The 16,011-nt window shown below is 60.1% G+C and carries 14 protein-coding genes and 3 tRNA genes; 3 read left to right on the forward strand and 14 right to left on the reverse strand.

Features of this window, described 5'->3' with window-relative positions:
- Window positions 1-387: 387 nt before the first annotated feature.
- The 9 genes from JOD78_RS04535 to JOD78_RS04575 all read right to left on the reverse strand — a co-directional run bounded on the left by JOD78_RS04535 (window position 388) and on the right by JOD78_RS04575 (window position 8,538).
- Window positions 388-464 (reverse strand) — tRNA-Asp (locus JOD78_RS04535).
- Window positions 465-489: 25 nt separating this feature from the next.
- Window positions 490-565, reverse strand: a tRNA-Val gene (locus JOD78_RS04540).
- 50 nt (window positions 566-615) lie between these two features.
- A complete protein-coding gene (locus JOD78_RS04545; RefSeq protein ID WP_008329418.1) occupies window positions 616-888 on the reverse strand; it encodes an HU family DNA-binding protein in 273 nt (90 codons plus the stop codon).
- A gap of 286 nt (window positions 889-1,174) precedes the next feature.
- Entirely contained in the window at window positions 1,175-3,583 is a 2,409-nt protein-coding gene (lon, locus tag JOD78_RS04550; protein ID WP_121045672.1) for an endopeptidase La, read from the reverse strand.
- Window positions 3,584-3,866: 283 nt separating this feature from the next.
- Window positions 3,867-5,132 (reverse strand): ATP-dependent Clp protease ATP-binding subunit ClpX, encoded by a 1,266-nt coding sequence (gene clpX, locus JOD78_RS04555; RefSeq protein WP_121045673.1) that lies wholly within the window; start codon window positions 5,130-5,132, stop codon window positions 3,867-3,869.
- Between the two features lie 265 nt (window positions 5,133-5,397).
- Window positions 5,398-6,024: an ATP-dependent Clp endopeptidase proteolytic subunit ClpP gene (gene clpP / locus JOD78_RS04560; RefSeq protein WP_034341328.1), complete on the reverse strand. Its 627-nt coding sequence runs from the start codon at window positions 6,022-6,024 to the stop codon at window positions 5,398-5,400.
- A 51-nt stretch (window positions 6,025-6,075) separates the two neighbouring features.
- Window positions 6,076-7,425: a trigger factor gene (gene tig / locus JOD78_RS04565; protein ID WP_034350407.1), complete on the reverse strand. Its 1,350-nt coding sequence runs from the start codon at window positions 7,423-7,425 to the stop codon at window positions 6,076-6,078.
- Window positions 7,426-7,708: 283 nt separating this feature from the next.
- Window positions 7,709-8,206, reverse strand: a complete 498-nt coding sequence (locus JOD78_RS04570) for a CreA family protein (protein ID WP_209569643.1) — start codon at window positions 8,204-8,206, stop codon at window positions 7,709-7,711.
- 137 nt (window positions 8,207-8,343) lie between these two features.
- Complete coding sequence (locus JOD78_RS04575) at window positions 8,344-8,538, reverse strand: DUF1653 domain-containing protein (protein WP_034334933.1); 195 nt, start codon at window positions 8,536-8,538, stop codon at window positions 8,344-8,346.
- Here JOD78_RS04575 and JOD78_RS28190 point away from each other — a divergent pair.
- Together JOD78_RS28190 and JOD78_RS04580 are read left to right on the forward strand one after the other, a co-directional pair.
- The gene (locus JOD78_RS28190) at window positions 8,537-8,659 is read left to right on the forward strand and encodes a hypothetical protein (RefSeq protein WP_269799922.1); all 123 of its coding nucleotides are present in this window, start codon (window positions 8,537-8,539) and stop codon (window positions 8,657-8,659) included. The two genes, JOD78_RS04575 and JOD78_RS28190, sit on opposite strands and share 2 nt — an antisense overlap.
- An 84-nt stretch (window positions 8,660-8,743) precedes the next feature.
- Window positions 8,744-8,830 (forward strand) — tRNA-Leu (locus tag JOD78_RS04580).
- A 413-nt stretch (window positions 8,831-9,243) separates the two neighbouring features.
- On the opposite strand, the gene JOD78_RS04585 is transcribed toward JOD78_RS04580, so the two are convergent.
- Entirely contained in the window at window positions 9,244-9,732 is a 489-nt protein-coding gene (locus tag JOD78_RS04585; RefSeq protein WP_034331636.1) for an Hcp family type VI secretion system effector, read from the reverse strand.
- Between the two features lie 365 nt (window positions 9,733-10,097).
- On the opposite strand from JOD78_RS04585, the gene JOD78_RS04590 reads away from it, so the two are divergent.
- Entirely contained in the window at window positions 10,098-10,991 is an 894-nt protein-coding gene (locus tag JOD78_RS04590) for a hypothetical protein (protein ID WP_121041408.1), read from the forward strand.
- A gap of 34 nt (window positions 10,992-11,025) precedes the next feature.
- Here the strand turns inward: JOD78_RS04590 and JOD78_RS04595 are convergent, their stop codons facing one another.
- The 4 genes from JOD78_RS04595 to JOD78_RS04610 all read right to left on the reverse strand — a co-directional run bounded on the left by JOD78_RS04595 (window position 11,026) and on the right by JOD78_RS04610 (window position 15,997).
- On the reverse strand, window positions 11,026-11,388 hold the full coding sequence (locus JOD78_RS04595; protein ID WP_121042300.1) for a hypothetical protein: 363 nt from the start codon (window positions 11,386-11,388) through the stop codon (window positions 11,026-11,028).
- Window positions 11,389-11,464: 76 nt separating this feature from the next.
- Window positions 11,465-13,069 (reverse strand): type VI secretion system protein TssA, encoded by a 1,605-nt coding sequence (tssA, locus tag JOD78_RS04600; protein WP_311433698.1) that lies wholly within the window; start codon window positions 13,067-13,069, stop codon window positions 11,465-11,467.
- Window positions 13,070-13,109: 40 nt separating this feature from the next.
- Complete coding sequence (locus JOD78_RS04605; protein WP_034331631.1) at window positions 13,110-13,844, reverse strand: response regulator; 735 nt, start codon at window positions 13,842-13,844, stop codon at window positions 13,110-13,112.
- Window positions 13,841-15,997 (reverse strand): ATP-binding protein, encoded by a 2,157-nt coding sequence (locus JOD78_RS04610; RefSeq protein ID WP_121041410.1) that lies wholly within the window; start codon window positions 15,995-15,997, stop codon window positions 13,841-13,843. The genes JOD78_RS04605 and JOD78_RS04610 overlap by 4 nt, the downstream gene beginning before the upstream one ends.
- Window positions 15,998-16,011: the final 14 nt, after the last annotated feature.

Raw genomic sequence — 16,011 nt, forward strand, 5'->3', positions numbered from 1 at the left:
GGCTATGCCGGTCTCCTGTTTTTTGAGAAATTGCAAATTCCGGTTCAGTGTAAACATTTCCGCGCGGAAAAGTACTTGAAAATCACATTTATTTGACTCCTGTCGCGTAATTTTGTCAGGAGAGGGAAATAAAGCCAGTGGGTGAGAAATGATGAGTGGAGTGAAGCTTTTCGCTGCGCAAAAACAAAAACGCCCCGTTCTTGCGAACGAGGCGTTTTATTTGGCGGAGCGGACGGGGCTCTCCTACACAAGCGCAGGCCGCGGAATCGCTTGCAAGCGATTCCCTTCTCGCCCCGCCGGGAGCCGCGCAGGCGGCTCCCTCCGCTCCGCATGTTTTTGCTGCGCAAAAACAAAAACGCCCCGTTCTTGCGAACGAGGCGTTTTATTTGGCGGAGCGGACGGGGCTCGAACCCGCGACCCCCGGCGTGACAGGCCGGTATTCTAACCAACTGAACTACCGCTCCTAAACTGGTGCTGACTGCAAGATGCTGGTGGGCGCTGAGAGGCTCGAACTCCCGACCTAAGCCTTGTAAGGGCTCCGCTCTACCAACTGAGCTAAGCGCCCCGGCAAACTTGTCAGTCTCGTTGCTTTGTTACCTCAGCAACGAAAGAACATTATTTTATAGCATCTTTTAAAGCTTTGCCAGCTTTAAATTTAGGAACCTTGGATGCCTTGATTTTCAGGGCAGCGCCCGTCTGAGGATTGCGGCCCGTACGCGCCGCACGCTTGCCCACCGCAAAAGTGCCGAAACCCACCAGGGTAACCGTGCCATTCTTCTTCAGCGTGGTCTTCACAGCACCAATGAATGCGTCTACTGCTCGTCCTGCTGCTGCCTTGGAGATGTCTGCCTCGCCGGCAATGTGCTCAATCAGTTCGCCTTTATTCACTTACGCCCCTCGAACAAGTTTCTGGTTTGTTTGATTTCAAACGACGGTGCTTCGGCTCCAACACAGCGCGACAGAGCCCTCCTCACCATCGCTTGCCTGACGGAAATTTTCCGCAGCGGCTATTAAACAAGCCCATCTGCAGCGCTGTCAAGCCAAGGCGCAGGCTTGACGCGATTTTCAGTGAGATTTTCACGCACATTCCCGCAGGCCGATACATGAAGCCTTTGGGTACATAAAAAAGGCGCCTCAACTGAGGCGCCTTTCAAAGCGGAGGACTCCCGCAGGATCAATGCTTCACAACCGGGTCCGTCGCACCTTCCTTCGGCTTGACGGCCGCTTCGACGATGGCTTCATCTTCGGTCAGCGGGACCGGCTGGCGCTCCAGCGCCACTTCCAGGACCTTGTCGATCCAGCGCACCGGGATGATCTCCAGCTTGTTCTTGACGTTGTCCGGGATCTCGGCCAGATCCTTCACATTCTGCTCAGGAATCAACACGGTCTTGATGCCACCGCGATGCGCCGCCAGCAGCTTTTCCTTCAGACCGCCGATGGGCAGCACCTCGCCGCGCAGCGTGATTTCACCGGTCATCGCCACATCAGCACGCACCGGAATGCCGCTGAAGATGGACACCAGCGCCGTGGTCATCGCAATACCGGCCGACGGACCATCCTTGGGCGTCGCACCTTCCGGCACGTGGATGTGAATGTCGCTCTTCTCGAACACCTCATTCTTGATGCCCAGCTTGCGGGCACGGCTGCGAACCACGGTACGTGCTGCCTCGATCGATTCCTTCATCACGTCGCCCAGAGTACCGGTGCGGATAATCTGGCCCTTGCCGGGCATGTTCACCGCTTCGATGGTCAGCAGGTCGCCGCCGACTTCGGTCCAGGCCAGGCCGACCACCTGGCCGATCTGGTTTTCCTTCTCGGCCATGCCGAAGTCATAACGACGCACGCCCAGGAACTTGTCCAGATTGCGCGAGGTGACGGTGACCTTCTTCTCCTGCTTCTTCAGCAGCAGCAGCTTGACCACCTTGCGGCAGATCTTCGAGACTTCGCGTTCCAGCGAACGCACACCGGCTTCACGGGTGTAGTAGCGAATGATGTCACGGATGGCTGATTCAGCCACGCTGATCTCGCCTTCCTTCAGGCCGTTGTTCTTGATCTGCTTGGGCAGCAGGTAACGCTGCGCAATGCTGGTCTTCTCGTCCTCGGTGTAACCCGACAGGCGGATCACTTCCATCCGGTCCAGCAGCGCCGGCGGGATGTTGAAGGAATTCGACGTCGCCACGAACATCACGTCCGACAAGTCGAAATCGACTTCGATGTAGTGGTCGGAGAAGGTGTGGTTCTGCTCCGGATCCAGCACTTCCAGCAGGGCCGACGAAGGATCGCCACGGAAATCCATCCCCAGCTTGTCGATTTCATCGAGCAGGAACAGCGGGTTGCGCACGCCGACCTTGGACAGGCTCTGCAGGATCTTGCCCGGCATGGAACCGATGTAGGTGCGGCGGTGGCCACGGATCTCGGCTTCATCACGCACACCACCCAGGGCCATGCGCACGAACTTGCGGTTCGTTGCGCGGGCGATGGATTGGCCCAGCGAGGTCTTGCCCACGCCCGGGGGGCCGACGAAGCACAGGATCGGTGCCTTCAGCTTGTCCACGCGCTGTTGCACGGCGAGGTATTCCAGGATGCGTTCCTTGACCTTCTCCAGGCCATAGTGATCGCCTTCCAGCACCTTCTCGGCATTGGTCAGGTCGTTGTTGACCTTGGACTTCTTCTTCCACGGCAAGGCCACCAGCGTGTCAATGTAGTTGCGCACCACGGTCGCTTCGGCCGACATGGGCGACATGAGCTTGAGCTTCTTCAGCTCGGATTGCGCCTTTTCCAGAGCTTCCTTGGGCATCTTGGCAGCGGCGATCTTCTTTTCCAGCTCTTCCAGATCGGCACCGTCTTCGCCTTCGCCCAGTTCCTTCTGGATGGCCTTGACCTGTTCGTTCAGGTAGTACTCGCGCTGCGACTTTTCCATCTGGCGCTTGACGCGCCCACGGATGCGCTTTTCCACCTGCAGGATGTCCAGTTCGCCTTCCAGCTGCCCCAGCAGATGCTCGTAGCGCTTGGTGACGTTGAAGATCTCCAGGATCACCTGCTTCTGCTCCAGCTTCAGCGGCAGATGCGCGGCGATGGTGTCGGCCAGGCGGCCAGCGTCATCGATTCCGGCCAGCGAGGTCAGGATCTCGGGGGGGATCTTCTTGTTCAGCTTCACGTACTGGTCGAACTGCTGCACGATGGTACGGCGCATGGCTTCGACTTCGGCCTCGTCGCCCTGCTCGGATTCGACCGGGGTCAGGTCGGCGACGAAGTGGGTTTCCAGTTCGCTGATGTGATGGATGCGGGCACGCTGTGCGCCTTCAACCAGCACCTTCACGGTACCGTCAGGCAGCTTCAGCATCTGCAAGATATTGGCCACGCAGCCGATTTCATAAATGTCTTCGGCCGAAGGCTCATCCTTGGCGGCGGCCTTCTGGGCTGCCAGCATGATGCTCTTGCCCTGCTCCATGGCCGCTTCCAGCGCCTTGATCGACTTCGGGCGGCCGACGAAGAGCGGAATCACCATATGCGGGAAGACAACCACATCCCGTAAGGGCAACAGCGGCAATTGCGATTGTTCTGTGAGTATAGGAGTCGTCATGGCGGGCCTTATCAATAAGTACTGTGAATGATGTTGGCACGAGTGACCAAAACACAAGTCCGGTGGAAGAAATATTCACCAGCTGCGCGTTGTCATGATCGCAACAAAATAAAAAAGCCACACGCGAAGCTAGCTCCGGGTGGCTTTTCGATGGAAGCCAGTTATGTGCGCCGGTTTATTTTACCGTGTTTGCGGTGACCGGACTTCGTGGTGGCTTCTTGCTTCCGGAAGGCCCCACTTGGGGGCCTTCCTTTTACTGCTCTTTACTTCACTTGCCGGGCAATCAGCCGCCCGAGACCTTGGGTTGGTCGTGATAGATCAACAGCGGCTTGGCACCATTGGTGATGGTGTTCTCGTCGACCACCACCTTGGCAACGTTCTGCTCGCTCGGAAGTTCATACATCACGTCCAGCAGGGCGTGCTCCAGGATGGACCGCAGGCCGCGTGCACCGGTCTTGCGCGCCAGGGCCTTCTTGGCGATGGCGTGCATGGCCGCCGGACGGATTTCCAGCTCTGCGCCTTCCATCTGCAACAGCTTGGCGTACTGCTTGATGAGCGCGTTCTTGGGCTCGATCAGGATCTGGATCAGGGCTTCTTCATCCAGCTCGTTCAAGGTCGCGATCACCGGCAGACGGCCCACCAGTTCCGGTATCAGGCCGAACTTGACCAGGTCTTCCGGCTCGGCATTCAACAGCACTTCCGAATTGCTCTTCTGGGTCTGGCTCTTCACGCTGGCCGAGAAACCGATGCCGCTCTTTTCGGAACGGTCGGAAATGATCTTGGCCAGGCCATCGAAGGCGCCGCCGCAGATGAACATGATGTTGGTCGTGTCGATCTGCACGAAGTCCTGGTTCGGATGCTTGCGGCCACCTTGCGGCGGCACCGATGCCATGGTGCCTTCGATCAGCTTCAGCAGGGCTTGCTGCACACCTTCGCCGGACACGTCGCGGGTGATGGACGGGTTATCCGACTTGCGGGAAATCTTGTCGATCTCATCGATGTAGACGATGCCCTTCTGGGCTTTCTCGACTTCGTAATTGCAGTTCTGCAGCAGCTTCTGGATGATGTTCTCGACGTCCTCGCCAACATAGCCGGCTTCGGTCAGGGTGGTCGCATCCGCGATCACGAACGGGACGTTGAGCATGCGTGCCAAGGTCTGTGCCAGCAAGGTCTTGCCGGAGCCGGTCGGGCCCACCAGCAGGATGTTGCTCTTGGCCAGTTCGACGTCATCCTTCTTGCCGAGGTGCTTCAGGCGCTTGTAGTGGTTGTAGACCGCCACCGACAGGATGCGCTTGGCGGTAGCCTGTCCGATCACGTACTGATCCAGCAGGTCGGTGATTTCCTGCGGGGTTGGCAGATCCGACTTGGTGCCGGTGACGCTTTCCACGCTGGCGGCTTCATCACGGATGATGTCGTTGCACAGGTCGATGCATTCGTCGCAGATGAAGACCGAAGGACCGGCGATGAGCTTCTTCACTTCATGCTGGCTTTTGCCGCAGAAGGAGCAATAAAGCAGTTTTTCGCCGCTGGAAGATTTTTTCTCGGACATAGAGCTACTAGAGTAAAAGTTACGACCCGATCATACCCGCGAAATCCGGATTCGTCACGGCTTGGTCATTTTTGCTGTCCCAAATTGCTTCACAGGACTGCCGTATGACCGTTATATGTCAGCCCAGGTGCCATTTATCAAGCAAATAGAACCCGAAAAGCCGCTCTGTGCCAATTCCGTCAAAATTTGGCCAAAAAAAATGCCCGAACAGCATTACGTTCGGGCATTTTTCGCGTTGGATCGTCGCCAATGCGATGACGCAAACTCAAGCGCGCTGGGTCAGCACCTGGTCGATCAGACCGTATTCCGCGGCGGCCTCGGCCGACATGAAATTGTCGCGATCGGTGTCCTTGCTGATCTGCTCGACGCTACGGCCGGTCTTCTCAGCGAGGATGGTGTTCAGACGTTCACGCAGGTACAGGATTTCACGTGCCTGGATCTCGATATCCGATGCCTGGCCCTGGGCGCCGCCCAGAGGCTGGTGAATCATGATGCGCGAGTTCGGCAGCGAGAAACGCTTGCCCTTGGCACCAGCAGCCAGCAGGAAAGCGCCCATGGAGGCAGCCAGACCCGTGCACAGCGTCGACACTTGCGGCTTGATGAACTGCATCGTGTCGAAGATCGCCATGCCGGCCGAAACCGAACCGCCAGGCGAGTTGATGTACAGGGAAATGTCCTTGTCCGGGTTTTCGCTTTCCAGGAACAGCAGCTGGGCCACGATCAGGTTGGCCATCGCATCATTGACCGGTCCGACCAGGAAAATGATGCGTTCCTTCAGCAGGCGCGAATAGATGTCGTAAGCGCGTTCGCCACGGCCACTCTGTTCGATCACCATCGGCACCATGCCGAGCATTTGGGTATCCAGTGCAGATTGCTTCATCAGACCTGTCATGTATGCATCCTTAAGCGTAAGAGTTTTCTGATACTACTAGAGAAAACCGGATTACGCTTGCGCCTGATTACCCATCAGTTCGTCGAACGAAACCGGCTTTTCCGAGACCTTGGCCTTGCCGAGAACGTAGTTGACGACGTTTTCTTCCAAAACAAGAGCTTCGACTTCGGCCAGACGGCGACGGTCGGAGAAGTAGTACTTCAGCACTTGTTGCGGATCTTCGTAGCTTTGGGCGAAGTCTTCGATCTGGGCCTTGACCTGCTCTTCGGTGGCTTCCAGCTTGTTCTGCTTGACCACTTCAGCCAGGATCAGGCCCAGGCGCACGCGGCGCTCGGCCTGGGCGGTGAACAGTTCCTTGGGCAGTTGCATGACCTTCGGGTCCATGCCGCGCTGGGCCATGTCCTGACGGGCCATTTCGGACAGGCGCTCGACGTCCTGATCGATCAGGGCCTTGGGCACTTCCAGTTCCGACGCCTTGATCAGGGCGTTCATGACGCTGTCCTTGGTCTTGGCCTTGGTGCGGGCGGTGACTTCACGCTCCAGGTTCTTCTTGATGTCTTCGCGCATCTTGGTCAGATCGCCGTCTTCGATGCCCAGGGATTGAGCGAAGACTGCATCGACTTCAGGCATGTGGGCCCATTCGATCTTCTTGACGGTGATGGTGAATTCAGCGGTCTTGCCGGCCACGTCCTTGCCGTGATAGTCCTCGGGGAAAGCCAGCGGGAAGGACTTCGACTCGCCGACCTTCAGGCCGATGGTGGCTGCTTCGAATTCCGGCAGCATGCGGCCTTCGCCCAGCACGAACGGGAAGGCATCGGCCTTGCCGCCCTGGAATTCGACGCCGTCGATCTTGCCGACGAAGTCCACGGTCACGCGGTCGCCGTTCTGGGCCGACTGGTCGGCACCGCCGTCGCCGTGCGCGCCTTGCTCGCCCTTGACGTGGTAGTGCACGCGCTGCTTGCGCAGGATGTCGATGGTCTTGTCGATTTCGGCGTCGGAGACGGCCGCGGTGGTCTTCTCGACTTCAGCGCCGGACAGGTCGCCCAGGGTGACTTCCGGATAGACTTCGAAGGTGGCGTCGAAGGCCAGCTTGCCTTCGCCGGCTTCTTCGCTGGTCTTGGGTTCGATGCGGGGGAAACCTGCCACGCGCAGATTGTTTTCGACAGCAGCGTCGTTGAATGCGCGGCCGACCTTGTCGTTCAGGACTTCGGTTTCGACCTGGTAGCCGAACTGGGCGGCAACCATCTTCATCGGCACTTTACCCGGACGGAAACCCGGTGCCTTGGCGGTACGGGCGCGCACCTTCAGGCGCTTTTCCACTTCAGCCTGAACATCGGCCAGCGGGAAAGACAGGGTCATACGACGTTCGAGTTTGCTCAGGGTTTCGACTGCAGTTGCCATTTAAATCGTCCAAATGTTAAGAATTCCGTAAGCCGGAGCATGCTGTCTTCCATCCCAATCATCAGACTGCAGACGAAAAGCGCCCTGCCCGGCCGCGCTAAAGCTCGCTATTTTATACGCAAAAAGCGCCGATAGTCCAAAAATGGGCTTGCCATGCTGCAAACAGCAGCAAATCCCCTCCAAAGCCCGCCGGGCCAGCGCCGGTGCGGCCCGCCAACACGTGACCGCCGCCCATGGATTGCCTGTCAGCAAAGTCCACCGTAAAGAATTTAGAGAATTTTCCTCATTTCACCGGAATCGGCGTGGAAGGTGCCACCGGCACGGCGGTGACGGCATTCATCGGGCTGCCATCGATGAGCTTGTCCGAATAGGTCAGGTAGACCAGCGTATTGCGCTTGGTATCGACCACCCGCACGACGTGCAGGCGTTTGAAGAGAATGGACATGCGCTCGCTGAAGACGTCTTCCTGGACCGGTAGCTTGTCCTGGAATTGCAGGGCCGGCGCCACCTGGCGGCAGGCGATGGAGGCTTCCGACTTGTCCTCGGCCAGGCCGACCGTGCCCTTCACGCCGCCGGTCCGGGCACGCGAGACGTAGCAGGTCACGCCCTGCACCTTGGGATCATCATAGGCTTCGATGACCACGCGGTCGTTCTTGCCCAGCCAGCGGAAGGCGGTGCTGACGTCGGCCAGTTCTTCGGCCGAGGCCACATGGGGAATGGTGGCGGCAGGGGCGCAGACGGAGAAGATCGCCCCGACCAGGGCGCGTGCTTGATGTTTCATGAGGATGCCCGAATAAGGTGAATTGAATTTATGAAGGAGTGAAGTAGACCGTCATGCGCGCGCATTGTTCAGCTTGCATCGGCCAGCGACGCGGTTTTGCATCGAATCGCAGCAGCCACTCGGCGCTACGGGCAGGGTCAGTCCTCGATCTTTTCGAAACGCGGCACCTGCTTGCCATCGACTTCGACCGTTTCGAAGAAGACATCGCGCGGACGCAACCAAAGGCGGCCGTCGGCGGCGCGGTAGATGATCATGGGCGTGAGGTCGGCTTCGAGGATGGCTTCGTCGATATATTCATAGATGCCGCCCTTGTAGTGACGATAGCGTGTCATGGCGATCCTGCTGGCTGGAAGAAGAAGCGGCATGGTACTACCGATCAGCGGCGGCACAAAAATGTCCGCACAGAAAAACGCCCACAGTGACAACACCTTGCAGTACAATGGCGCGCTTTGACAAATTGCTACCTGCATCGGTAGCGGCAGGTCTGCTGCGAAAGCCCTGCCAGACTGCTATCGCACCGGTGCCCGACCCCCTTCAGCGAGGATGGCGAAATTGGTAGACGCACCAGGTTTAGGTCCTGACGCCAGCAATGGTGTGGGGGTTCGAGTCCCCCTCCTCGCACCAGAAAATCTCTTTGAAATCAAAGACTTAGAAATTCTCGACTGACATTGTTGCGCGTATTGTGTGACAGTTTTAGCACAGTAATGCCAGCAGAATCAGAAGCTGACTCTGTTTAGGTGCAAACAAAAAGGCCCCTACCGCTCATGCAGCAGAGGCCTTTGTTTTTCCTTCTCGGCGGCTCAGCCTTGTCATACCGGCGGCATATTTTCGTCAGGCGAAGAAAATGTCGTGATCAATGTCCGGCAGATGGCCAAAAGTCAGGGGCTACATGCCGATAAATCATCGCAGCTGTGCCTACAAACTCCATTGAACATTCTTTTCTCGTTCATCGAAGCCTTCCCACATGGGTCAGATAACAACAGCGCCAGCCCTGCCTGCTGGCAGAGCCGGCGCTACTGGTATCCCCCTCCAGGCACTCAGGACTTCGGAGCGAGCCAGGAGTCTTCAGCCTCGATACCGTCTGGATCGAAGGTCCAGGTGACCTTCTCGTAGGTGAACGAGATATCTTCCATGTGGCCCATCTGCTGATTGGTCGGCGTCAGGCAGTTCGGCGTCCAGGCCCGGATATTGGTCAGGATGGCGTTGGACAGCTTGACCGTGTAGTACTTCTCTTCCGTGCCCTTGGGCGAGATGCGGTAGTACTCCAGCGTCACATCCTTCATCTGCTCGCCCGAAGTCAGCGCCTGGAACAGCTTGGGCGAGGACTTGTCGATTTCCTTGGTCAGCGTCATCGGCAGGTGCACGCGCTTGCCGGTCGGCAGCCCGGTCTGCGGGCTCTTCGGGATCTCGATGGTGTGATCCACGGCTTGCACCAGGATCTTGCCTTCGTGACCCTTCACTTTGGTCGAGCCTTCGATCTTGCCTTGGTTCTGGCCTTCGAGGATCAGGTAGCATGGCATCGGCATGATGGTTTCCTTTACGTATGTCAGTGATTGATGGTGACGGTGGCGACCCCATGTCTGAACCGTCCTGTCGTGTCGACGCCCAAACTGGTCTGAGGCGCCTGCCCGGGCTGGCTTGCTGTTTGCCCCGGTGCATGAAACGTATTCTGGGCCAGCCCGGTTAGCGCCGTGTTTCAACCAGAAGCTCAACAAGTTACAACTGACATACGGCCAGGCCAAGGAACTCATGCCGGAAATTCTCGCGCGCCCGAAGCCAGTCTCGTCGGCATCCATTTACTGCATACAATCTGGATCATTGCCTCTACAATGAGGGCCGCATCGCCAGATCCGGCCCGCCCGGGCCGGCATTTCTTCCAAGACCAGGGAACATGTACTTCATCGGCTTGACCCAGCAGGCCGCCACCGGCGGATTGGCGCGCTTGAATCAGGGAAATGGCGCGGTTCTTCCTGCCAGCCACGTCTATCCTGGCCGGCACAGCTTTCGCGAATTCATCGCACCAATCGAACGGCGCCTGCAAGCCGATCCCGGTGTCGAGCGTTTTTCCGTTCAGTCAGTGCTGGGCCGTTACGGCATCAGCCAGGAACTCTCGGTAGGGCTGGAGGTATGGGCGCAAGCGCATTTCAATACGCCGGCCTTTGTCGAGGTGGTATTTCGCCAGGCCGAGGCAGCCCAGCAGCTCGACGCCTTCGTGGCGCGTACGCTAGAACCCGATGAATGGACCGACAATGCACGACCCGGCCTGACCGTGCTCTTTGAACATCCGGTTCGCATCGGTCAATTGGCTCCCCTGCGCAAGGCCGTGCTGGAATTCCCGGGCGATGGCTGGCCGATCGACGGCTTTACGACCATCCCTGCACCTGGTCACGGCGTCGCGATGGTCCGCGGACTGCGCTATGTGTTCCTGCCGGAGATCAGCGTGCGCTGGGACGGCGCCCTGCGCGAACGCCTGAGTACTTCGCTCATCGAAATCGAAATCATCCTCATCGACCAAGCCACCAAAATTGGCCGCCTGAGCCGGAGACTGACCCAGTTGCCCAACGTCGAGCGCGCCTATCTCAACTGGTTTGACGTCATCGTGGGCGGCCAGGAAAACTATGGGACCCTCATCGAACGCCTCCACGCCCAAAGCAGTCTCGCTTCCCCAGCCCTGCCCTCCATGGCGCGTACGCCCTTCTCCGAGATGATCGGCCTTACCAGCAGCGCCGTTCTGCAGGAACGGCTGGCCATCGTGAGCGACACTGCTGCCCCAGACATGTCCTGACCGGTCCGATGGCGTAGGAAGGTTCACATGGACTTCACTCGCAGTCCGGATTGCCGTGGGTTTTCAGGCACCTGTCGCGGGCGCAGGCGGCAATGACCTTGTCGCGCCCGTCTTCGTTGATGTCGACCGTTACATAGACCGGATACTGTTGATATTCCGTACGGGTAATGTCGGTGCAGGTGGTGTCAGTCTTGTTGCCGTTGACCGTGGATGTGCACTTGGTCTGGCCGGTAGGCACCTGGACCGAGCGCGTGCGCATTTCCATTTTCTGCTGGTTGATCACGGGGTATTGTGCATAGGCCGCGGGGGAGCACTGGTCCGCAGCAGCCCGGTAGGCCTCGGTAGCACACCCGCCGAGGGCCAGCCCGAATGATAGGATGATGATTGTTTTTGTCATGTTGAAGTCTCGCACGCGTGAAAAATTCGTGATGTCGCCGTGGTCAAGATGCGCCTGACCGACGATGCACCGCCACTCAGGTGACCAGTCGCACCGCCGCTTCGGCATCGATGCTCGCCAGGCGCGCCAGCAAGCCGTCGGTCTCCGCCTTCAATTCATCGTCGGCGGAAAGAATGCGCCACGCTGCGGTTAACCCGGCGGCGGCCAGTGGCGGATCCCAGTCGGTCAGGTTGAATCGGATGATTTCGTCGACCAGCATGCGCGCAAAAGGCATGAGGTTGGCACCAGGCCGCTCCGAAAAAAGCAGTTCGCACAGCTGCACGCGCAAGCGGAAACGCAGTGCAGGTACCTGGCTCTCGCTGATGGCCTGCTGCAGGAATTGGGCTGCGGCCCCCAAGTCGCCGTCGGCGGCCAGCGCACGTGCCTTGCCGGCGGCAGCCTGCGCCGGATCGACGAGTGGCGCGTTGACGGTCCCGGCGCTAGCACCCTGCCCCAGGCTCCCCAGCCATTCACGCGTCTGCGGACTGGCAAAGGGCATGCCACCAGAAAACGACAGCGCGACGATGCCGGGCAGACGGGCGTAGAGCCAGGCACTGGCACCGATGACCTCGCGGCGCGCACTGTCATAGGCCTGTCCCAGTCGCTGCAAGGACTCGGCAGCGATGGCGTTGAGGTCGAGCCAGAACGGGAAGATCGCGAGTTGCGCTTCGGCAAAACGCACGATGTCTTCATCCGCCTGGCGGTTCTGCATTGCCTTGAGCGCTTCCTGCACCTGCGGCACCGGGCCCGGCAGACTGGTCTTGCCGCTGTTGGCGGGGGGCAGTTGCTCGATGCCGGCCCAGGCAGCAATCCGGTTCAGTCGGAAGGCGGTCGGTTGATTCAGCTCACCTTCCCCCAACCACTGCGCTATATCGGCCAGCCGCTGGAGTGCCTCGCTACTGACTTGTTCGGCAGCCTCGGGGGTATCGACCGGCCCAGCGGCAATGGCAGCCATGGTTGGCGGTACTGCATTATTGGCGGGGCCAACAGTCGCGGCCACACTGCTCGCCGCGACTGCAGGCGCAGGTTGGGCGGCCGATGGGGTCGAGCTAGACGCGGCCACCACGAGCGGTGGTGGTGGCGTACTCTCCTTGACCAGCAAATTGCCAACCTGGCTGACGGCCGGACGCAGCGACGGGGCATCAGCATCCTTGGCCGCCACGAACGCATCGATGGATTTGAGGCGCTCACGCAACGCTTCGACCAGGTCCGCTTCTTGCGGTGGCAGGGAGGACCAGTCGTGTTCGCTGCCGTGGGAGGCGATACGGTCCATCAACCATTGCAGCGCATTGCGACGCGCACGCAGCCGGGCCAGCGGGGGGTACATGCCATCCCAGTAGGCTTGCAGCATCTCGTCAAGTACTTGCAGACCGACCGCCAGGCCTTCGAGTCCCCTGGTCTGCAGCAAGCCGCCGACTAGGTAGCAGGCCACCATGATGTCCTTGCCCTTGCCGGAGGTCAGCGCAGCCGCCTGGCTGACGACCTGCTCCCAGTCGACGCCACCACTTCCGGCCGGGCTCGATAGCTTGGCGATCTCGTTTTGCAGGAGGTCAAATTCGGGCTGGTCGCGCACATCGGTGCCGGCCGGCTGGGCCTCGCTGACCGGCGCGCCGCCGATGGTCGAGAGTTGGGTCAGATCCACGTGGAAATCCTCTTCAGTTCAATGACGGGTCTGCAAAGCTTCAGCCCCACAGCGTCTCGATTTCGGTATCGAGGAAATAGCCAGCCCCCCGCTCGGTACGCAGCAATGCCGGATTCTTGGGATCAGCTTCCAGCTTGCGCCGCAGCCGGAGAATCTGGACGTCGATGGCCCGGTCATACACGTCATCGAAGGCGCGCGTGCCCTCGATGAGTTGCTCGCGCGAGATGATGCGGCCGGGTGCGCTGAGAAACACCACCAGCAGGTTGAATTCGGCATTGGTCAGCGCCACGCTGCGCTGGTCCGGCGCCGTCAGGCGGCGGGTATTGAGATTGAGATTCCAGCCGGCGAACTGATAGGCCCGTGGGTGCTTTCCGCGCGTCACAGGGGTCTGTGCCACCTGGCCGGTACGGCGCAGCACGGCGCGCACGCGTGCCAGCACTTCCCGCAACGAGAACGGCTTGGTGATGTAATCATCCGCACCGAGTTCCAGACCCATGACCAGGTCCGCCTCCTCATCCCTTCCCGTCACGCAAATGATGGACATATTGCTTTCCCGGCGCCATTGGCGCGCCAGTTCGGCACCATCCGCATCGGGCAATCCGAGATCGAGCAGCACCAGGTCATAGGACCTGGCCGCCAGTGCGGCGTTGGCCTCGGCGGCATTGATGGCGCTGTCGGCCGGCAGACCATGTCCTGCGAGATATTCCACCAGCAGTTGACGCATCGAATGATCGTCCTCGACGACCAATATCTTGGGGGGTGGTACGGTGCTCATTCTTGCTCTTCCTCCGGTTTGCCCAGCGCGGCCTGAACGGCACGGCGCAGTCCCTGTTCATTGAACGGCTTGCGCAGCGTGACCAGGTCATGTTGCCTGCCCATCTCGTCGAGTCGCGCATGATTGCCCGAACACAGCAGCACGGGCAAGTCGGCGCGCAGCGCCCGCGCTTGTACGATCAATGTCTCGCCGCTAATCTGCGGCATGTCCAAATCAGTCACCAACAGGTCCACGGCGCGCGGCTCAATGGTCAACTCGTTCAGCGCCTCGACCGGATCGGCAAAGCCGATAGGCTCCATACCCATGCCGGAAAGCCAGCGCTGGTAAAGCGGCCGCAACGCAGGATCGTCGTCGACCAGGAACACGCTCTGCCCCTGCCCTTCCCACTCCATCACGTTGGTCCTGTCGTCGGCGGTCATTTCCGATGCCGTGTCATGCGATCCGGACCACGATGGCACCAGCGAGGTGATGACCTCGCCTGTTGATGAAATCGGCGAGGACGGAGTTTGCGCAGCGTCGGCATCCGCGCTACGGGCCAATTGGCCAGCCAGTTGCGACTCCACCGGCAGTAGCAAACGGAATACTGTGCCCTCATGGCTGGTCAGCACTGCCACCCCGCCGTCGTGTTCGGTGGCAATGCCCGCGACGATGGCCAGGCCCAGGCCGGTTCCCTTGCCGCCCGGACCGCCACGGGTGGTAAAGAATGGCTCGAAAAGCCGGGCCAGGTGTTCCCTCGCAATGCCCGCGCCGTCGTCCGTCACCTCCAGCCAGACCGCCTCCTCGGGAGGGACCTCACCGATCATCAAACCGGCGGCCTCTGCCTGTCCATGATGCAGGCTGACGCGCACTTCGCGGCGCGCCGCCAGGCTGGCGTTGCGAATCAGGTTCAACGCGACTCGCGTGATCTGTCCGCCATTGGCGCGGACAGGCAGCGCCTGCTCCGGCGGGGTGAAGAAAATGTGAATGCCTTCGCGGCACAGCGGCCGTGCCAGTCGCACGGCTTCGTCGACCGGCGCGCGCAGATCCAACAGCGCTCGCTGCCGATCGCCGCGTCGGCCCGCCAGCAGTATTTGCTCAGTCAGATCACGCCCGCGCGCCACCGCCGAACACACCTCTCGCAAGGGAACCTGCGCTGGCGACTCTGCGGGCAGGCGCTCGGCGGCCAGTTCGGCATACCCCCCGGCGGCCCCCAGCACATTGTTGAAATCGTGGGCAATACTCCCGGCCATCAGGCCCAATGATTCGAAGCGTCGCATCTGCTCCATGCGCAGCGTCAGTGCCTGGCGTTCACGCATGGCGACCGCGATGAAAAAGGTCAGCATCGCATAGCCAGCCAGGTCGATCTGCAGACGCAATGTGCTGTCCAGTCCATCCTGGCGATAAGGACCAAGATCATAAAGTGTCAGCAGCACCGCCAGCACCGCCGCCGTACTCATGGTCAGGGTCGCGCTGCGCATGCCGCCATACAGCGCCGCGCCGGCCAGCGCCAGCGACAGCATGACCCGCATTACCTCCTCGGGGAGGTCGAAAGTCACGCTGGCCAGCAATGCGCAAAGCACCATCAACGAGCACAGGATGGAAGGCAGGCTCAGCAGGCGTGCATTGCCGTGCGCGCCGGACCAGGTCAGGAAGGCTGGAACCAGCACCAGGATCGCCAGCCCGTTGCCGACCAGCAAGGTGCTCCATTCGTGCCACCAGTTGCCGTGCATCGCGTGCACCGCCAGCGTGGCCCCGCAGGCGGCGACCACGGCGATGACGCCGACCGGTAGCAACAACAGGAAGCGGCTCAGGCGACGCAGCGTATCAAGCTGTCCGTCGCGCGCCACGAAGCGTCGTCCGACCAGCGCGCACGCCGCCACTTCGAAGGCGTTGAGCACGGCAAATCCGGCATCGGTATAGACGCTGAGGCGATCATGCTGGCCCACGAACATGATCGCCACCATCACGGCCACCAGATACACCGGCCACTCTCGCAGCGGCTTGCGCCACAGCAGCGCGATCATGAAAGTCGGTGCCGGCCAGGCAATGGCGGAGAGCGTGGTGCTCTGCTCGATGCCCACCGCCGGGCTGGCCAGCAGGTAGTAAAGTAGCGCGCAGCCAACAGCACCGCCCAGGCTGCGCGCCCAATCTACGGTATCGCCGGTCTTGACCATGCCCGTCGTCCGCC

The sequence above is a fragment of the Herbaspirillum sp. 1130 genome, assembly GCF_017833835.1.
Lineage (GTDB): Bacteria > Pseudomonadota > Gammaproteobacteria > Burkholderiales > Burkholderiaceae_D > Herbaspirillum > Herbaspirillum huttiense.